Source organism: Mycobacterium sp. KBS0706 (assembly GCF_005938675.2).
GTDB lineage: Bacteria > Pseudomonadota > Alphaproteobacteria > DSM-16000 > Inquilinaceae > Inquilinus.
Window position 1 is genome coordinate 1 of record NZ_VCCH02000004.1, and the last position, 15,287, is coordinate 15,287.

A 15,287-nucleotide genomic window follows, 5' to 3' on the forward strand; every position below is an offset into this window, starting at 1 on the left:
CAGGCTGATGCCGGACTGGGTGGCGCCGAGCGCGTCGGCCGCCCGGGTGAAGCTGCCGTGGTCGGCGACCAGGACGAAGGCCCGGACGGCGTCGAGGTCGAGGGAGCGCATGGCCTTATCATTTCAGATCATCATCATTGTTAGTGATATCGAGTTCATTCCGAAATGATCAAGCCTGCGGTAGATAGGGTGCATCGCGGCACCAGCCGCCCGACATCGGAGACATGCCATGCCCCTCGTCCGGATCTCGCTGCGCAAGGGCAAGCCCGCCGGCCACATCAAGGCCATCCGCGACGGTGTCTACCTGGCCATGCGCGAGACCTTCAACGTGCCGGAGAACGACCGCTTCATCCTGGTGCACGAGCATGACGACACCGGCTTCGACTATGACCCGGCCTATCCCGGCCTGGCCCGGACCGGCGACGTCGTGTTCATCCAGATCACCGCCAACAACACCCGCACGGTCGAGCAGAAGCAGGCGCTGTACCGCCGCATCGCCGACCGGCTGGCCGAGAGCCCCGGGCTGCGCGGCGACGACGTGTTCATCAACCTGGTCGAGGTGGCGAAGGAGAACTGGTCCTTCGGCAACGGCATCGCGCAATACGTCTCGCCATAATCCCGCGCCCCTTCCGGTAATACAAGCACCGAAGGGGAACGATGCGGGGGGATCATGGCCAGGAGGGGATCGACGCGCCGACGCGTGCTGGCGACGGGTGCCGTGGCGCTGGGCGCGGCGGCGCTGGGGGGCGTGGGCGGGGCCTGGCTGCAGCGCCTGTCGGACGCGGCCAAGCTGCCGCCTCCAGCCCCGCCCCGGACCCTGCTGGACGATGCCAGCGGCCTGAACCCGACGCCGGTGCGCGGCGTCGCCTTCGCCGAGGCGGAGCCGGATGCTGCGGCCAGGCAGCTGGCGCCGCTGCTGCAGCGGATCGCCGCCGGGCAGGAGCCGGGCCTGGCCGTGTCCGGCGCGCGCCATTCGATGGGCGGGCAGAGCCTGCTGCGCGACGGCTGGGTGCTGGACGCGCTGCCGCTGAACGGGCTGGCGATCGACGCCGAGGCGCGGGTGATGCGGGTGGGCGGCGGGGCGCTGTGGCGCGACGTGGTGCCGGCGCTGAACGCCGCCGGCTTGTCCCCCGCCGTGATGCAGTCGAACAACGACTTCAGCATCGGCGGCACGCTGAGCGTCAACGCCCATGGCTGGCACGCCAACAGCCCGCCGGCCGCGGGGACGGTGCGGCGGCTGCGGCTGCTGACAGCCGACGGCGCGGTGGTGGAGTGCGGCCCGGGCGACGAGCTGTTCGGCCTGGCGCTGGGCGGCTATGGGTTGTTCGGGGTGATCCTGGAGGCCGAGATCACGGTGCTGCCCAACGCGCTCTACGTGCCGGACTTCGCCGCCATGCCCACCCGGGACTACGCGGCCGCCTTCGCCGAGCGGGTGGTCGCCCCGGTGGAGATGGCCTATGGCCGGCTATCGGTCGATCCCGGCAGCCTGTTCGAGGAGGCGGTGCTGGGCTGGTACGTGCCGGTGCCGGAGACCGGCGGCGCGGTGCTGCCCCTGCCCGCTCTGGACCATGGCGGGATGCAGCGGCTGGTGTTCCGCAACGCCGCCGGCAGCGACACCGGCAAGGCGCTGCGCTGGTGGCTGGAACGCGAGGCCGGGCCGTGGCTGGCGGAGCGGACCAGCCGCAACAGCCTGCTCAACGAGCCGGCGGCGGTCTTCGCCAATCGCGAGGCCGGATCGACCGACATCCTGCACGAGTACTTCGTGCCGCGGGCCCGGCTGTGGGACTTCGCCCAGGCGGCCCGCGCGGTGATCCGGCGCGACGAGGGCAACCTGCTGAACGTGACGGTGCGCGACGTCCGCCGCGACGACCGCAGCGCCCTGGCCTATGCCCGCGAGGACGTGTTCGGCCTGGTCATGCTGTTCGTGCAGGAGAAATCCGCCGCCGGGGAGGAGCGGATGCAGCGCATGACCCGCGGCCTGATCGACGCCGCGCTCGACGCCGGGGGCACCTATTACCTGCCCTACCGGCTGCACGCGACCGCGGAACAGCTGCGCCGCGCCTACCCCGCCTGGGACGAGGTGGTCGCGGCGCAGCGCCGGCACGACCCGCAGGGCGTGTTCCGCAACGGGTTGTACCAGCGCTACGCCACGGCCTGACCGGTCACTCCGCCGGGATCCGCAGCGCCTCGTCCTCGCCGTGGATCGGGTGCTGCAGCCGCGACACCATCTCCTTCGGCACCACCTGCCAGAACTTCGACCGTTCGATCGGCCAGTCGTGCAGGATCGAGGCGGCCCAGGCGCTCTGGGTCTCGCGCACATGCTCGGCGATCAGAGCGCGCAGCTGGTCGTCATAGTGCCGGGTCTCGACCCGCTGCCACAGCACGCTCTCCGGGTTGACCCGGCGGGCGAAGCTGCCCTCGGCGTCGTAGACGAAGGCCATGCCCCCGGTCATGCCGGCGCCGAAATTGTCGCCGACCGGGCCGAGGATCACGGCGGTGCCGCCGGTCATGTATTCGCAGCCGTTCGAGCCGCAGCCCTCGACCACCACCACGGCGCCGGAGTTGCGCACCGCGAAGCGCTCGCCCGCCTGGCCCGCCGCGAACAACTTACCCGCGGTAGCGCCGTACAGCACCGTGTTGCCGATGATGGTGTTCTCGTTGGTCTTCAGCGTCGACGCCGCGAAGGGCCGGACCACGATGGTGCCGCCGGACAGGCCCTTGCCGACATAGTCGTTGGCGTCGCCGAACACCTCCAGCTTCAGCCCCTGCACCGCCCAGGCGCCGAGCGACTGGCCGGCATTGCCGCGCAGCCGCACCGTGACATGGCCCGGCTGCAGCCCGGTCATCCCGAACTTGCGGGTGATCATCGCCGACATCCGCGTGCCCACGGCGCGGTGGGTGTTGCGGATCGAGTAGGTCAGCTGGGTCTTCTCGCCGAGCTCGAACAGCGGCCGGGCGTCGGCGATCATCTGCGCGTCGAGCGTGTCCGGCACCGGGTTGCGGCCCTCGAGCGTGCAGTACATCGCATGCTCGCCCGGATCGGCCTTGGCCAGCAGCGGGTTGAGGTCGAGGTCGTCGAGATGGGCGGCGCCGCGGCTGACCTCGCGCAGCAGCTCGGTCCGGCCGACGATCTCGTTGATCGAGCGGTAGCCGAGCTGGGCCAGGATCTCGCGCACCTCCTCGGCGATGAAGCTGAACAGGTTCACCACCTTCTCGGGCGTGCCGCTGAACTTCGCCCGCAGCTCCGGATCCTGGGTGCAGACGCCGACCGGGCAGGTGTTGGAGTGGCACTGCCGGACCATGATGCAGCCCATGGCGATCAGGCTGGCGGTGCCGATGCCGTATTCCTCGGCGCCGAGGATCGCGGCGATCACCACGTCGCGCCCGGTCTTGATGCCGCCGTCGGTGCGCAGCCGGATGCGGTGGCGCAGCCGGTTCAGGGTCAGCACCTGATGCACCTCGGACAGGCCCATCTCCCACGGCACGCCGGCGAATTTCAGCGAGGTCTGGGGCGAGGCGCCGGTGCCGCCGACATGGCCCGAGATCAGGATGATGTCGGCATTGGCCTTGGCGACGCCGGCGGCGATGGTGCCGATGCCGGTGCGGCTGACCAGCTTGACCGTGACCTTGGCGTCCGGGTTGATCTGCTTCAGGTCGTAGATGAGCTGGGCCAGGTCCTCGATCGAGTAGATGTCGTGGTGCGGCGGCGGGCTGATCAGCATCACGCCCGGGGTGGCGTGGCGCAGCTTGGCGATCTCCACCGTCACCTTGAAGCCGGGCAGCTGGCCGCCCTCGCCGGGCTTGGCGCCCTGGGCGACCTTGATCTCCAGCTCGCGCGCCTGGTTCAGGTATTCCGCCGTGACGCCGAAGCGGCCCGACGCGACCTGCTTGATCGCGGAGTTCCAGTTGTCGCCGTTCTTGTCCGGGCGGAACCGGGCCGGGTCCTCGCCGCCCTCGCCCGAATCCGACTTGGCGCCGATCCGGTTCATGGCGACGTTCAGCGTGCCATGCGCCTCCGGCCCCAGCGCGCCGAGCGACATGCCGGGTGTGACGAAGCGCTTGCGGATCTCGGTGATGCTCTCGACCTCGTCGATCGACACCGACTCGCGCACCGGCACGAAGTCCAGGAGGTCGCGCAGCGCCACCGGCGACTGGCGCCGGATCAGGTCCGAGTATTTGCGGTACAGGGAATAGCTGTCGGTCGCCACCGCCTGCTGCAGCATGTGGATCATCTGGCCTTCCCAGGCGTGCCGCTCCTGCCCCTGGCGGTAGCGGTAGAAGCCGCCGATCGGAAGGGTGACCACGCTGCGGTTCCACGCCGCCTCGTGCATCTCGATCGCCTTCATCTGCAGCCCGGCCATGCCGATGCCGGAGATGCGGCTGGGCATGCCGGGGAAGTATTCGGCGACCAGCGAGCGCGACAGGCCGACGGCCTCGAAGTTGCAGCCGCCGCGGTAGGACGAGATCACCGAGATGCCCATCTTGGACATGATCTTCAGCAGCCCGTCATCCACCGCCTGGCGGTAGCGCTTCATGCAGGCGTCGAGCGACAGGTCGCCGAACAGGCCGCGGCGCTGCCGGTCGGCGATCGCCTCCTGCGCCAGATAGGCGTTCACCGTGGTGGCGCCGACGCCGATCAGCACCGCGAAATGGTGCACGTCGACGCATTCCATCGACCGCACGTTCAGCGAGGTGAAGGTGCGCAGCGACTGGCGGATGAGATGGGTGTGGACGGCGCCGGTGGCCAGGATCATCTGGATCGCCACCCGGTCCTGGCCGACATGCTGGTCGGTCAGGACGATGTGGGTGGCGCCGCCGCGCACCGCGTCCTCGGCCTCGCGGCAGATCCGGCGCAGCGCGTCGCGCAGGGCGTGCTCGCCCCCACCTTCGCCCGAGGCCCGCGGATCGAAGGTGCAGTCGATCTCCGCCGCCGTCGCGCCCATATAGGCGCGCATCGCCTCGTATTCGGCGTTGGTCAGCACCGGGCTGTCGAGCTGCAGCAGGTCGCACTGGCTGGCATCCTCGTCGAGGATGTTGCCGAGATTGCCCAGCCGGGTGCGCAGGCTCATCACCCGCCGCTCGCGCAGCGAGTCGATCGGCGGGTTGGTGACCTGGCTGAAATTCTGCCGGAAGAAGTGGTGCAGCGGCCGGTTCAGGTCGGACAGGATGGCGATCGGCGCGTCGTCGCCCATCGACCCCACCGCCTCCTTCGCGTCCTCCACCATCGGGTGCAGGATCAGCTCCAGGTCTTCCATGGTGATGTTCATGGCGACCTGGCGCCGGCGCAGCTCCTCGCGGCTCATCGCCGCCTCGGTGCCCTCGCCGCCGGCGCGGATCAGCCCGTCGATCACCTTGATCCGCTTGGTCCAGTCCTGGAATGGCTGGCGCGCCGCCAGCACGTCCTTGATCTCGCGGTCGTGGTAGAGACGCCCTTCGCCCAGGTCGACCGCCAGCATCTGGCCGGGCCCGAGCCGCCCCTTCTCCGCGATCCGGCTCTCGTCGAGCCGGACCATCCCGGCTTCGGACCCGGCGATCAGCAGCCCGTCATGGGTCAGGGTGTAGCGCATCGGCCGCAGGCCGTTGCGGTCCATGCCGCCCATCACCCAGCGGCCGTCATACATGGCCAGCGCGGCCGGCCCGTCCCAGGCCTCCATCACCGCGTTGCAATAGCTGACGAAGGCGCGGTGCGCGTCCGGGATGTCGGCGTCGGCCGGCGTCGCCTGCGGCACCAGCATGGCCTTGACCAGCGGCGCGTTGCGGCCGGCGCGGACCATCACCTCGAACACCGCGTCGAGCGCCGCGGAATCCGAGCTGCCGCCCTGGATCACCGGCTTGATGTCCTGGATCGCGTCGCCGAACACCGGGCTGGCCATGCGCGTCTCATGCGCGCGCATCCAGTTGGTGTTGCCCTTCAGCGTGTTGATCTCGCCGTTATGGGCCAGCATGCGGAAGGGCTGGGCCAGGCGCCAGGTCGGGAAGGTGTTGGTCGAATAGCGCTGGTGGTAGATCGCGAAGTTGGAGACGAAGCGCTCGTCCAGCAGGTCCGGGTAGAAATCGGTCAGCTGCGCCGCCAGGAACATGCCCTTGTAGATGATCGACCGGCAGGACAGCGAGCACAGGTAGAAATCGGCGATGCCAGCGGCCTGCGCCGCCTTCTCGATCCGCCGCCGGATGACGTAGAGGTCGCGCTCGAACTGCTCCTCCGGCACCCCCTTGGGGTTGCCGATCATGATCTGCTCGATCTCCGGCCGGGCGGCGTTCGCCTTGTCGCCGATGATCGCCACGTTGATCGGCACCTGGCGCCAGCCGTAGATGTAGTAGCCGAAGTTGAGGATCTCGCCCTCGACCAGGCAGCGGCACTTCTCCTGCGCCTCCAGGTCGGTGCGCGGCAGGAAGGCCTGGCCGACCGCGATCAGCCCCTGCATCGGCCGGTGGCCGACGCGCTCGACATGCTCGTGGAAGAATTGCTGCGGGATCTGGACATGGATGCCGGCGCCGTCGCCGGTCTTGCCGTCGGCATCGACCGCGCCGCGGTGCCACACCGCCTTCAGCGCGTCGATGCCGGCCTGCACCACCTCGCGCCGCGGCTTGCCGTCGAGGGTGGCGATGAAGCCGACGCCGCAGGCGTCGTGCTCCTCCGCCGGGTCATAGGCATGGGCCGCGGTCAGCCGGGCGACATTGGCCTGGTAGTCCTCGACGAAGCGCTGGCCGGGGGTCTTCTCAAACTGGCTCATGAGCTGGCTCCTTCCGGCTGGCGTCATTCCGCCGCGACCGCCGGAACGGCGACCTTGGCGGCGAGGTGGCTGTGGATCGCGGCGGCGGCGTCGCGGCCGTCGCGGATGGCCCAGACGACGAGGCTGGCGCCGCGGACGATGTCGCCGGCGGCGAAGATGCCCTCGACCGCGGTCATCATGGTCTTGTGGTCGACCCGGACCGTGCCCCACTTCGTCACCGGCAGGCCCGGCGCGTCGAACAGGGTCGGCAGGTCCTCGGGGTCGAAGCCCAGCGCCTTGACCACCAGGTCGGCCTCGATGGTGTGGGCCGACCCCTCGATCACCACCGGGCTTTGCCGGCCGGTGGCGTCGGCGACGCCGAGATGGATCGAATGGGCACGCACGCCGCTGACCGAGGCGTCGCCCAGGAAGGCCTCGGGCGCCGCCTGCCAGACGAACTCGACGCCCTCCTCCTCGGCGTTCTGCACCTCGCGCTGGCTGCCCGGCATGTTGGCGCGGTTGCGGCGGTACAGGCACTTCACCGAGACGGCGCCCTGGCGCACCGCGGTGCGGACGCAGTCCATCGCCGTGTCGCCGCCGCCGATCACCACCACCCGCTTGCCGGCGGCGTTCAGCGTGCCGTCGGCGAAGCCCGGCACGTCGTCGCCGAGGCCGGTGCGGTTCGAGGCGGTGAGGTAGTCGAGCGCCGCGACGATGCCCTTCAGGCCGGAGCCCGGGGCCTGGAAGTCGCGCGCCTTGTAGACGCCGGTGGCGATCAGCACCGCGTCGTGGCGCGACCGCAGCTCCTGCAGCGTGGCGTCGCGGCCGATCTCGAAGTTGAGGTGCAGGGTGATGCCGGCATCGGCCAGCCACTGCGCCCGCCGGGCGACGATCTCCTTCTCCAGCTTGAAGCTGGGGATGCCGTAGATCAGCAGCCCGCCGACCCGGTCGTAGCGGTCGTAGAGATGGACCTGGTAGCCGAGCCGGCGCAGCTGCTCGGCCGCGGCGATGCCGGCCGGGCCGGCGCCGATGATGCCGACCGACTGGCCGCGCTCGCGCAGCGGCACCGGCGGCTTGACCCAGCCCTCGGCCCAGGCGGTGTCGGTGATGTACTTCTCGATCGAGCCGATGGTGACGGCGCCGTGGCCCGACTGCTCGATCACGCAGTTGCCCTCGCACAGCCGGTCCTGCGGGCAGATGCGGCCGCAGATCTCGGGCATCGAGTTGGTGGCCGAGGAGATCTCGTAAGCCTCCTCCAGCCGGCCCTCGGCGGTCAGCTTCAGCCAGTCCGGGATGTTGTTCTGCAGCGGGCAATGCACCTGGCAGAACGGCACGCCGCATTGCGAGCAGCGCGACGACTGCTCCTCGGCCTTCTGCCGGACATAGGGGCCGTAGACCTCGAGCCAGTCCTGCCGGCGGATCTCGGCAGTCCGTTTCGACGGCATCTCGCCGGCGGTCTTCACGAACTGCAGCATCTTCGTCGCCATGGGCGGCTCCCTGGTCACGCGGAGTCGGACAGCCCCGCAACGGCGGGGCCACGCGACATTTACGGATTTCGGCAGACCCTGGCGAGCAGTTTTTCGCGATTAGGTCATATTTGTTGACTAATTTCGCGTTGTTAAGAGCCGTTCGCAGATGGAGCAGCGTTTCAGCACTATTGTTTCAAGAAAATTATGACCGAATCGGCACTATCGGAAAATCATGTCTCTCAGCGGTCTCTTTTGACGATCGTTGTTCCCGTAGAAGGTCGGAGGAAGGGTAGGCGCCCTTTGCGTTGCCTCTTCCCGCGGGTCTCCGGGGAGGAGCGGTCGGGCTCGCGCAGCGAGACCTGGGCGGGCGCCGGCCTCGAGAAAAGTCTCCTCACCCGGGAGGCGCAAGCGCCTGCGACCTCTCCCGTGATCCCCGGGTCAAGCCCGGGGAGGAGAGGCAAAAACAATCCGAACTGTCGCGAGAGGACACGCTGGACAACCGGGGGCGCTCAGCTGCTGTCCGATTTCGGCGGCTTGGGCAGGGGCCGGCCAGCGGCAGACTCGTCCGGCGCCTTGGGCCAATCCTGTGCGGGTTCGCAATCGGCGAGGGCGTCATCGGTTCTCGCCTCGGCGTCCTCGTCCCCGCCCTGCGGCGGAGGGTCCGGAGGCGGCATGCGGCCGATCTTGCGGCAGACCTCGCGCAGGAACTCCTCGGGCGACATCGTGTCGAACTGCGCGTCCAGGATCTCGTCCTCGACCAGCGTCTCCCACACCATCGACCGCACGCGTTCGACGTCCCCGGCCTCGTCCGGCTGGCCCACCGCCTCGGCGACGGAGTCGGCGGCCTGCTCCCGCCGCTGCCGCCGGCGCTCCTGCTCGCCCGATTCCTTCCGCTTGTCCTTGCGCATCAGGTAGTCGGCGCGGATCCGCTCGGTCATCGCGATCGACAGCCGAACCGACCGCGACAGCCGCGACTGCATCAGCGCGTAGTCCGGCATCTGCGACCCCCGCAGGATCTGCGACTGCTCCCGCGCGATCGCCCGCTTGGTGCTGATGTCCAGGTCGACGATCTCGCGCAGCTTGTCCAGCGCCCACCCCGTCCACTTCATGTCGGGATCGGTCGGCTTGACCTCGTCGGAGTCGGATTGGGCCATGTCCATAGAACATATCATGAACGAGAAAGGCCGATAATACTACTGCAATCGCGTTTCCGGCCTTGACCTCAAGCCGGCTTGAACCTTTAGCAGGGTGGCTCCTTCATGCGGAGCCGACCATGACCAAGCCCTATGTCTCGATCAGCGTGATCACGCCGAAGCCCGGCCGGTTCGAGGAGTTCATGGAACTGCAGCTGGCCCAGCACCACCGGGTGCGCGGCCAGGTGCAGGGTCTGCGCGGCGGCCGGCTGTTCCGGTCGCTCGACGGCCGCAGCGTGGTGCTGGCGACTGCCTTCGAGACCGCCGAGGACGCCCAGCGCTTCCGCCAGGATCCGCGCTTCACCGAGCATGTGGCGCGGGTCCAGCCGCTGCTCGAAAGCGCCGTGCCGGGCGGCTATGAGACGGCGTATGAGGTCGGAATCATCTGATCCCGCCGGCCGGCGGCATACCAAGAGGTAATTGGACACCGGTCCCGGCCGGGCCTAACGGCTCGGGCCGGTTCCATTGCCTCCGCCCGCCCATGTCGATCGCGATCAGCGCCCCGCTTCGCCGCTCCGACAGCGATACCCGCGACCTGCTGCTGCTGCTGGCGGCGCATGTCGTGCTGTGGACCGCGTTCTGCCTCTTGTACCTGGCGCCGTCGGACCTGCAGAACGACATGACCGAGGCCTTCTCCTGGGCGCAGGAGATGCCGCTCGGCACCTACAAGCACCCGCCCTTCTATGCCTGGGTGGTGCATGGCTGGTTCAGCGTGTTCCCGACCGCCGACTGGGCCTTCTACCTGCTGTGCGCAGTCAATGCCGCGATCGGCCTGGCCGCGGTCTGGGCCATCGCCGGCCGGTACCTGTCCGGACCGCCCCGGCTGGCGGCGGTGCTGCTGCTGGAGGCCCTGCCCTTCGCCACGGTGCAATCGCTGAACTTCAACGCCAATTCGGTGCTGCTGTCGCTGTGGCCGCTGGTGATGCTGCTGTTCCTGCGCGCCTTCGACCGGCGCGACCTAGCGAGCGCCGCGGCGAACGCCGCAGCGTTGGGCCTGGCGGCGGCCGCGGCGATGCTGTCGAAATACTACAGCGGCATCATCCTGGCCTGCTGCCTGGCCGCGGCGCTGGCCCATCCCGACCGCCGCCGCTATTTCGCCAGCCTTGCCCCCTATGTCGCGATCGCCGTGTTCGCCGCGGCGATGGCGCCGCATGTGCTGTGGCATCTCCACGCCGCCATCGGCCCGCTGCAATACATGGCCAGCAAGGGCAGTTCCAGGCCGCTGGAGATCCTGGGCAAGGCCGCGGTGTTCGTCGCCGGCTGCGCCGCCCTGCACGCGCTGCTGGGCCTGGCGCTGGCCTGGCTGCGGCGGCGCGGGCGGGATGCGCCGCCGGAGGACCGGCCTGCCCTGCCCCCCGTGGGCGATCGCCGCGCTCTGGCGATCTTCGCCCTCGGCCCGTTCCTGCTGACGGTGCTGATCGCGCTGGTGTTCTCGGTGCGGATCAACACCCATTTCGCCATCCCGATCTTCAGCCTGTCGCCGCTGGCCGCGATCGTATGGCTGCGCCTGGCGATCGACCGGGCGGCGCTGCGCCGGCTGGCGCTGCTGGCCGGCGGCGCGGGAATGCTGCTGCTCGCGGCAGCGCCATTGGCCGGGACCTGGACCCTGCGGCACGACATCGAGCACGCGGCCGAGCCGCGGCGGCAGGTGGCCCATCGGGTGACGGCGCTGTGGCGCAAGAAGATCGGCACGACGCTGGCCATCGTCGCCGGCACCGAGAGCTACGCCCTGGGCGCGACCTTCTACAGCCCGGACCATCCGACCGACTTCACCGCCTTCGCCCCAGCCTATGCCCCCTGGATCGACGCCGACCGGCTGCGCCGCGACGGCCTGGCCGTGATCTGCCTGAAGGAGGACGAATGGTGCCTGGACGAAGCGGCGAAGTACGACGGGCTCGACACCTGGCGCACCGAGTTCAGCCTTGCCAAGCGGCTGCGCGGCGTGACCGGACAGGCCTTCGATTTCGTCGTGGTCTTCGTGAAGCCGGGACAGACCTTGCCGACCGAGCCGATTCGGCTGCGGCCATTCTGACGGCCCCGAGGTGCACCGCACCGAGACTCGGTCTAGGCTGGCGGCAACAACCCATCGGGAGCGAACGCATGCGCAAGAACCACACCGCCCCGCGCGGGCGGGTTGACAGCTTCACCATCGACAGCCGGGCGCTGCGGGACAACCTGCTGGGCGATCCGCATGAGCGGCGAGTCGATCTCTACACCCCGGCCGGGCATGACGGGCGGGGCCTGCCGCTGCTGGTCGACCTGGTCGGCTTCACCGCCGGCGGGCCGGTCCACACCAACTGGAAGAATTTCGGCGAGAACGTGCCGGAACGGGCAGACCGGCTGATCGCCGAGGGCAAGCTGCCGCCGGTGGTGATCGCCTTCCCCGACTGCTTCACCCGGCTCGGCGGCAACCAGTACATCAACTCCGCCGCCATGGGCCGGTGGGAGGATTTCCTGATCGACGAGATGCTGCCGGCGGTGGAGTCGCGGCTCGGCTGCGGCGGACCCGGCCGGCGCGGCGTGTTCGGCAAGAGCTCCGGCGGCTACGGCTCGATCATCCACGCCATGCGCCGCGCCGACACCTGGAGCGCGGCCGCGTGCCATTCCGGCGACATGGCGTTCGAGCTCGCCTATCTGCTGGAGATGCCGAATGTGCTGCGGACGCTGGCCAAGCACGAAGGCTCGATCGAGCGCTTCATCACGTCGCTGGAATCCGCGAACAAGATCCAGGATGCCGACCTGCACATCCTGATGTGGCTGGCGATGGCCGCGACCTACGACCCGGACCCGTCGCAGTTCCTCGGCATCCGGCTGCCGGTCAACCCCGACACCTGCGAGCTGATCGAGGAGCGCTGGGCCAACTGGCTGGAATGGGATCCGGCGCTGCTCGCCGACCGGCACGCCGATGCGCTGAAGTCGCTGAAGGGCCTGTACATCGACTGCGGCGACATCGACCAGTTCAACCTGGTCTACGGCGCCCGCCGGCTGCACCGGTCGCTGGAGCGGCTGGGCGTGAAGCACCGCTACGAGGAGTTCCCGGACAACCACTCCTCGGTCGACTACCGGATGGATGAGAGCCTGCCCTTCCTGGCCCGGGCGCTGACGGAGGGGTAGGGCGATGTAGGTCGTGTCAGGCGACCATGCGGTTGCCGAAACGGCCGCCGGGGCGGTAGCGGTCGAGATAGCTCGGCAGGATCAGCTCGGCCGGGGTCGGCTGGATGCCGAGATCGGCTAACGTCTTGGCACTCGGCGCGACGATGTTGTCGATCTTGAGCTGCACCACCTGGTCCGGGGTCAGCGGCGGCTTCGGCAGCAGGCCCAGCAGCTTCGCCTCGAACGCCGCCATGCCCCAGGACAGCGAGACCAGGCGCTTCTTCCGGCCGGTCTGCTGCAAAGTCAGCTCCATCAGCTCGCGGAAGCTGTAGACCCGCGGGCCGCCGAGCTCATAGGCTTGGCCGACGGTGCCGTCCTGCTCCAGGCAGGCGACGACCGCGGCGGCGACGTCCTGGACATAGACCGGCTGAAACTTCGTGGTGCCGCCGCCGAACAGCGGCAGGAACGGCGCCGTGCGGGCGAGGCCGGCGAACAGGTTGAAGAAGCCGTCCTCGGGCCCGAAGATCACGCTCGGCCGCAGGATCGCGGCGCCCGGGACCGCCGCGCGCACCGCCGCCTCTCCCGCCGCCTTGGTGCGGGCATAGGCGGACGGGCTGTCGGCCGAGGCGCCGATCGCCGAGATCTGGACGAACCGGCTGGCGCCGGCGGCCGCCGCGGCGCGGGCGACGCGGCCGGCGGCCTCGCCATGGATGGAGTCGAAGCGCTGCTTGCCGCGCTCGAACAGGATACCGACCAGGTTGACCACGGCATCGGCCCCGGCCACAGCGGCGGCCACCGAGCCGTCGTCGCGGATGTCGGCGAAGACCGGCACGACCTGGCCGACCGCGCCCGCCGTCTTCAGCGGCAGGGCCCGGTCGGGATGGCGCGAGGCGACGATGATGCGCCAGCCGCGCTGGGCCAGCATCTGCGCCACGTAGCGGCCGACGAATCCGGTGCCGCCGAAAAGGGTGACCGTCTTTTGGCCGATGAAGTCCGTCATGATACCGCCTGCGAGCCGATCAGGCCGCCCTGGCTGCGGCCCGGCCCCCTTATATCCGAGCCGCCGGAGGTTTCAAACGACCGGTGCGGAAAAACGCCGGAGGGCCGGATCAGGCGCTTGACAAGCCATCAGCCGGGCACGATATTCCGCGCCGTTCGCCGGGATGCCCAACCGCCCGGATCAGAACTCAGTGGGGCTGTAGCTCAGTTGGGAGAGCGTCTCGTTCGCAATGAGAAGGTCAGCGGTTCGATTCCGCTCAGCTCCACCATCTCCCTTCCACGATAATATCACTCGATAGGCCGGCGGCGATTTTCGCCGCGAATGCACTTGTCGTGTGTCGATGTCGCCTTGTCGGTACGTAGCCCACAAGCTACAGTGCACCATGCGCTCGATCGTCGAGACTGTTGCATTCTCCCGCTGGATCGACGCCCTCGAAGATCGCCGCGCGTCGTCCGCATTGCCGTTCGGATCGACCGACTGGCCGCCGCCATGCCGGTGATGTCAAATCTGTCGGTGATGGCGTCAGCGAACTGCGGATCGACTTTGGCCCAGGCTACCGCGTCTATTTCACCCACCGGGGCAATGTGACGGTGATCCTGCTATGCGGCGGCGACAAGAGCACCCAGGCGAAGGACATCACGCGGGCCAGGGTTCTGGCCAAGGAGCTCCCGGAATGACTGCGACCCGCCCCTATGATTCTGCCCGTTATCTCGACACCCCGGATACCCAGGCCGAGTATCTGACCGCCGCCTTCGAGACCGGGGATCCGGGCTTCATCGCCGAGGCGATCGGAACTGTCGCCCGCGCCCGTGGCATGACCCAGATCGCCAGGGATGCCGGCCTCTCACGGGAGAGCCTCTATCGCACGCTCAGCAGCGGCGGGAATCCCGAACTCGGCACCGTCATGCGTGTGCTGCAGGCAATGGGCCTGCGCCTGGCGGCAACGCCGGCCGATAAGACGGAAGCGGCCTGATCCTCACAACAACGGCCGAACGCCCGTTAAGGCGCCCGGCCGTCGATGTGTGAGCTGAGAGCTGGACTAGCCGCGCCTGAGCAGGCCGGCGACGAGCATGACCACGAAGATCACGATCGCGACCCAGAACAGGAGCTTGGCGCCGGCCATCGCCGTGCCGGCGACGCCGCCGAAGCCCAGCAGGGCCGCGACCAGCGCGACGACCAGGAAGACCACGGCCCAGTGGAGCAGACTGCCGAACATGTCGGGCACCTCGTTCTTGTGAGCCGACCGGCCGGCGGCGCCGGCGCGGACGTTCACTTCGAGAACAGGGCTTGCCGTCCGGCAGTTCCCCGCTTCGCTGCGCCAGCCGCGTCAGCTGGTGGTGATGTATTCGCGCAGGCTCTCGGCCTCGCTCTCGATCTCGTCGAGCCGCGCCTTCACCACGTCGCCGATGCTGATCATGCCGCAGATCAGCCCCTGGCCATCCACCACCGGCAGGTGGCGGAAGCGGCGCTGCGTCATCATCCCCATCAGCTCGGCCACCGTGTCGTCGAGGCCGCAGGTGATGACGGTGCGCACCATGATGGCCGAGACCGGCTCGTCCAGCAGGGCCGGTCCCTTGTCGGCCAGGCGGTGGACGACGTCGCGCTCGGACAGTATGCCGTCGATGTGGCGGCCGTCGCCGCTGACCAGGACGGCGCCGATGCGCTTGTCGCGCAGCAGCGTCACCACCTCGGCCAGCCGGAGATCCGGCGCGACATGGATGACGGTGTTCCCCTTCACATTCAGAATACGGGCAACGTTCATGGCGATTCCCCGATGTGTTCTGATTTCGGCCGGTTCTTGATTTTCGGAATCATAACA

At 69.0% G+C, this 15,287-nt stretch carries 14 protein-coding genes and 1 tRNA gene; 8 read left to right on the forward strand and 7 right to left on the reverse strand.

Annotation, left to right across the window (positions count from 1 at the left end; genetic code table 11):
* Positions 1-111: LysR family transcriptional regulator (locus tag FFK22_RS03020; protein ID WP_143956791.1), on the reverse strand; the 111-nt coding region annotated here is incomplete at its 3' end.
* Between the two features lie 118 nt (positions 112-229).
* On the opposite strand from FFK22_RS03020, the gene FFK22_RS03025 reads away from it, so the two are divergent.
* Complete coding sequence (locus FFK22_RS03025) at positions 230-616, forward strand: tautomerase family protein (protein ID WP_138887219.1); 387 nt, start codon at positions 230-232, stop codon at positions 614-616.
* Positions 617-670: 54 nt separating this feature from the next.
* On the forward strand, positions 671-2,158 hold the full coding sequence (locus FFK22_RS03030) for an FAD-binding oxidoreductase (RefSeq protein WP_138887218.1): 1,488 nt from the start codon (positions 671-673) through the stop codon (positions 2,156-2,158).
* Between the two features lie 4 nt (positions 2,159-2,162).
* On the opposite strand, the gene gltB is transcribed toward FFK22_RS03030, so the two are convergent.
* From gltB to FFK22_RS03045, 3 genes are all read right to left on the reverse strand, one after another.
* The gene (gene gltB, locus FFK22_RS03035; protein WP_221938344.1) at positions 2,163-6,734 is read right to left on the reverse strand and encodes a glutamate synthase large subunit; all 4,572 of its coding nucleotides are present in this window, start codon (positions 6,732-6,734) and stop codon (positions 2,163-2,165) included.
* A 23-nt stretch (positions 6,735-6,757) separates the two neighbouring features.
* Positions 6,758-8,200, reverse strand: a complete 1,443-nt coding sequence (locus FFK22_RS03040; protein ID WP_138887216.1) for an NAD(P)-dependent oxidoreductase — start codon at positions 8,198-8,200, stop codon at positions 6,758-6,760.
* Between the two features lie 491 nt (positions 8,201-8,691).
* Positions 8,692-9,342: a hypothetical protein gene (locus tag FFK22_RS03045; protein WP_138887215.1), complete on the reverse strand. Its 651-nt coding sequence runs from the start codon at positions 9,340-9,342 to the stop codon at positions 8,692-8,694.
* 113 nt (positions 9,343-9,455) lie between these two features.
* Here FFK22_RS03045 and FFK22_RS03050 point away from each other — a divergent pair, with 113 nt between their 5' ends.
* From FFK22_RS03050 to FFK22_RS03060, 3 genes are all read left to right on the forward strand, one after another.
* A complete protein-coding gene (locus FFK22_RS03050; protein WP_138887214.1) occupies positions 9,456-9,764 on the forward strand; it encodes an antibiotic biosynthesis monooxygenase in 309 nt (102 codons plus the stop codon).
* Positions 9,765-9,856: 92 nt separating this feature from the next.
* Complete coding sequence (locus FFK22_RS03055) at positions 9,857-11,407, forward strand: glycosyltransferase family 39 protein (protein ID WP_138887213.1); 1,551 nt, start codon at positions 9,857-9,859, stop codon at positions 11,405-11,407.
* Between the two features lie 68 nt (positions 11,408-11,475).
* Positions 11,476-12,489: an alpha/beta hydrolase family protein gene (locus FFK22_RS03060; protein WP_138887212.1), complete on the forward strand. Its 1,014-nt coding sequence runs from the start codon at positions 11,476-11,478 to the stop codon at positions 12,487-12,489.
* Between the two features lie 16 nt (positions 12,490-12,505).
* Here the strand turns inward: FFK22_RS03060 and FFK22_RS03065 are convergent, their stop codons facing one another.
* On the reverse strand, positions 12,506-13,468 hold the full coding sequence (locus FFK22_RS03065) for a complex I NDUFA9 subunit family protein (protein WP_138887211.1): 963 nt from the start codon (positions 13,466-13,468) through the stop codon (positions 12,506-12,508).
* A gap of 192 nt (positions 13,469-13,660) precedes the next feature.
* Here FFK22_RS03065 and FFK22_RS03070 point away from each other — a divergent pair.
* From FFK22_RS03070 to FFK22_RS03080, 3 genes are all read left to right on the forward strand, one after another.
* Positions 13,661-13,736, forward strand: a tRNA-Ala gene (locus FFK22_RS03070).
* 136 nt (positions 13,737-13,872) lie between these two features.
* Positions 13,873-14,145 (forward strand): type II toxin-antitoxin system RelE/ParE family toxin, encoded by a 273-nt coding sequence (locus FFK22_RS03075; RefSeq protein ID WP_306770065.1) that lies wholly within the window; start codon positions 13,873-13,875, stop codon positions 14,143-14,145.
* Positions 14,142-14,441, forward strand: coding sequence for an addiction module antidote protein (locus FFK22_RS03080; RefSeq protein ID WP_138887210.1), 300 nt, complete (start codon positions 14,142-14,144; stop codon positions 14,439-14,441). Before FFK22_RS03075 ends, FFK22_RS03080 begins: the two co-directional genes overlap by 4 nt.
* 66 nt (positions 14,442-14,507) lie before the next feature.
* Here FFK22_RS03080 and FFK22_RS03085 read toward each other — a convergent pair whose 3' ends face one another.
* Both FFK22_RS03085 and FFK22_RS03090 read right to left on the reverse strand, forming a co-directional pair.
* Complete coding sequence (locus FFK22_RS03085; protein WP_221938363.1) at positions 14,508-14,672, reverse strand: DUF1328 domain-containing protein; 165 nt, start codon at positions 14,670-14,672, stop codon at positions 14,508-14,510.
* Between the two features lie 123 nt (positions 14,673-14,795).
* Positions 14,796-15,230, reverse strand: coding sequence for a CBS domain-containing protein (locus FFK22_RS03090; protein ID WP_138887208.1), 435 nt, complete (start codon positions 15,228-15,230; stop codon positions 14,796-14,798).
* Between the last annotated feature and the right edge of the window lie 57 nt (positions 15,231-15,287).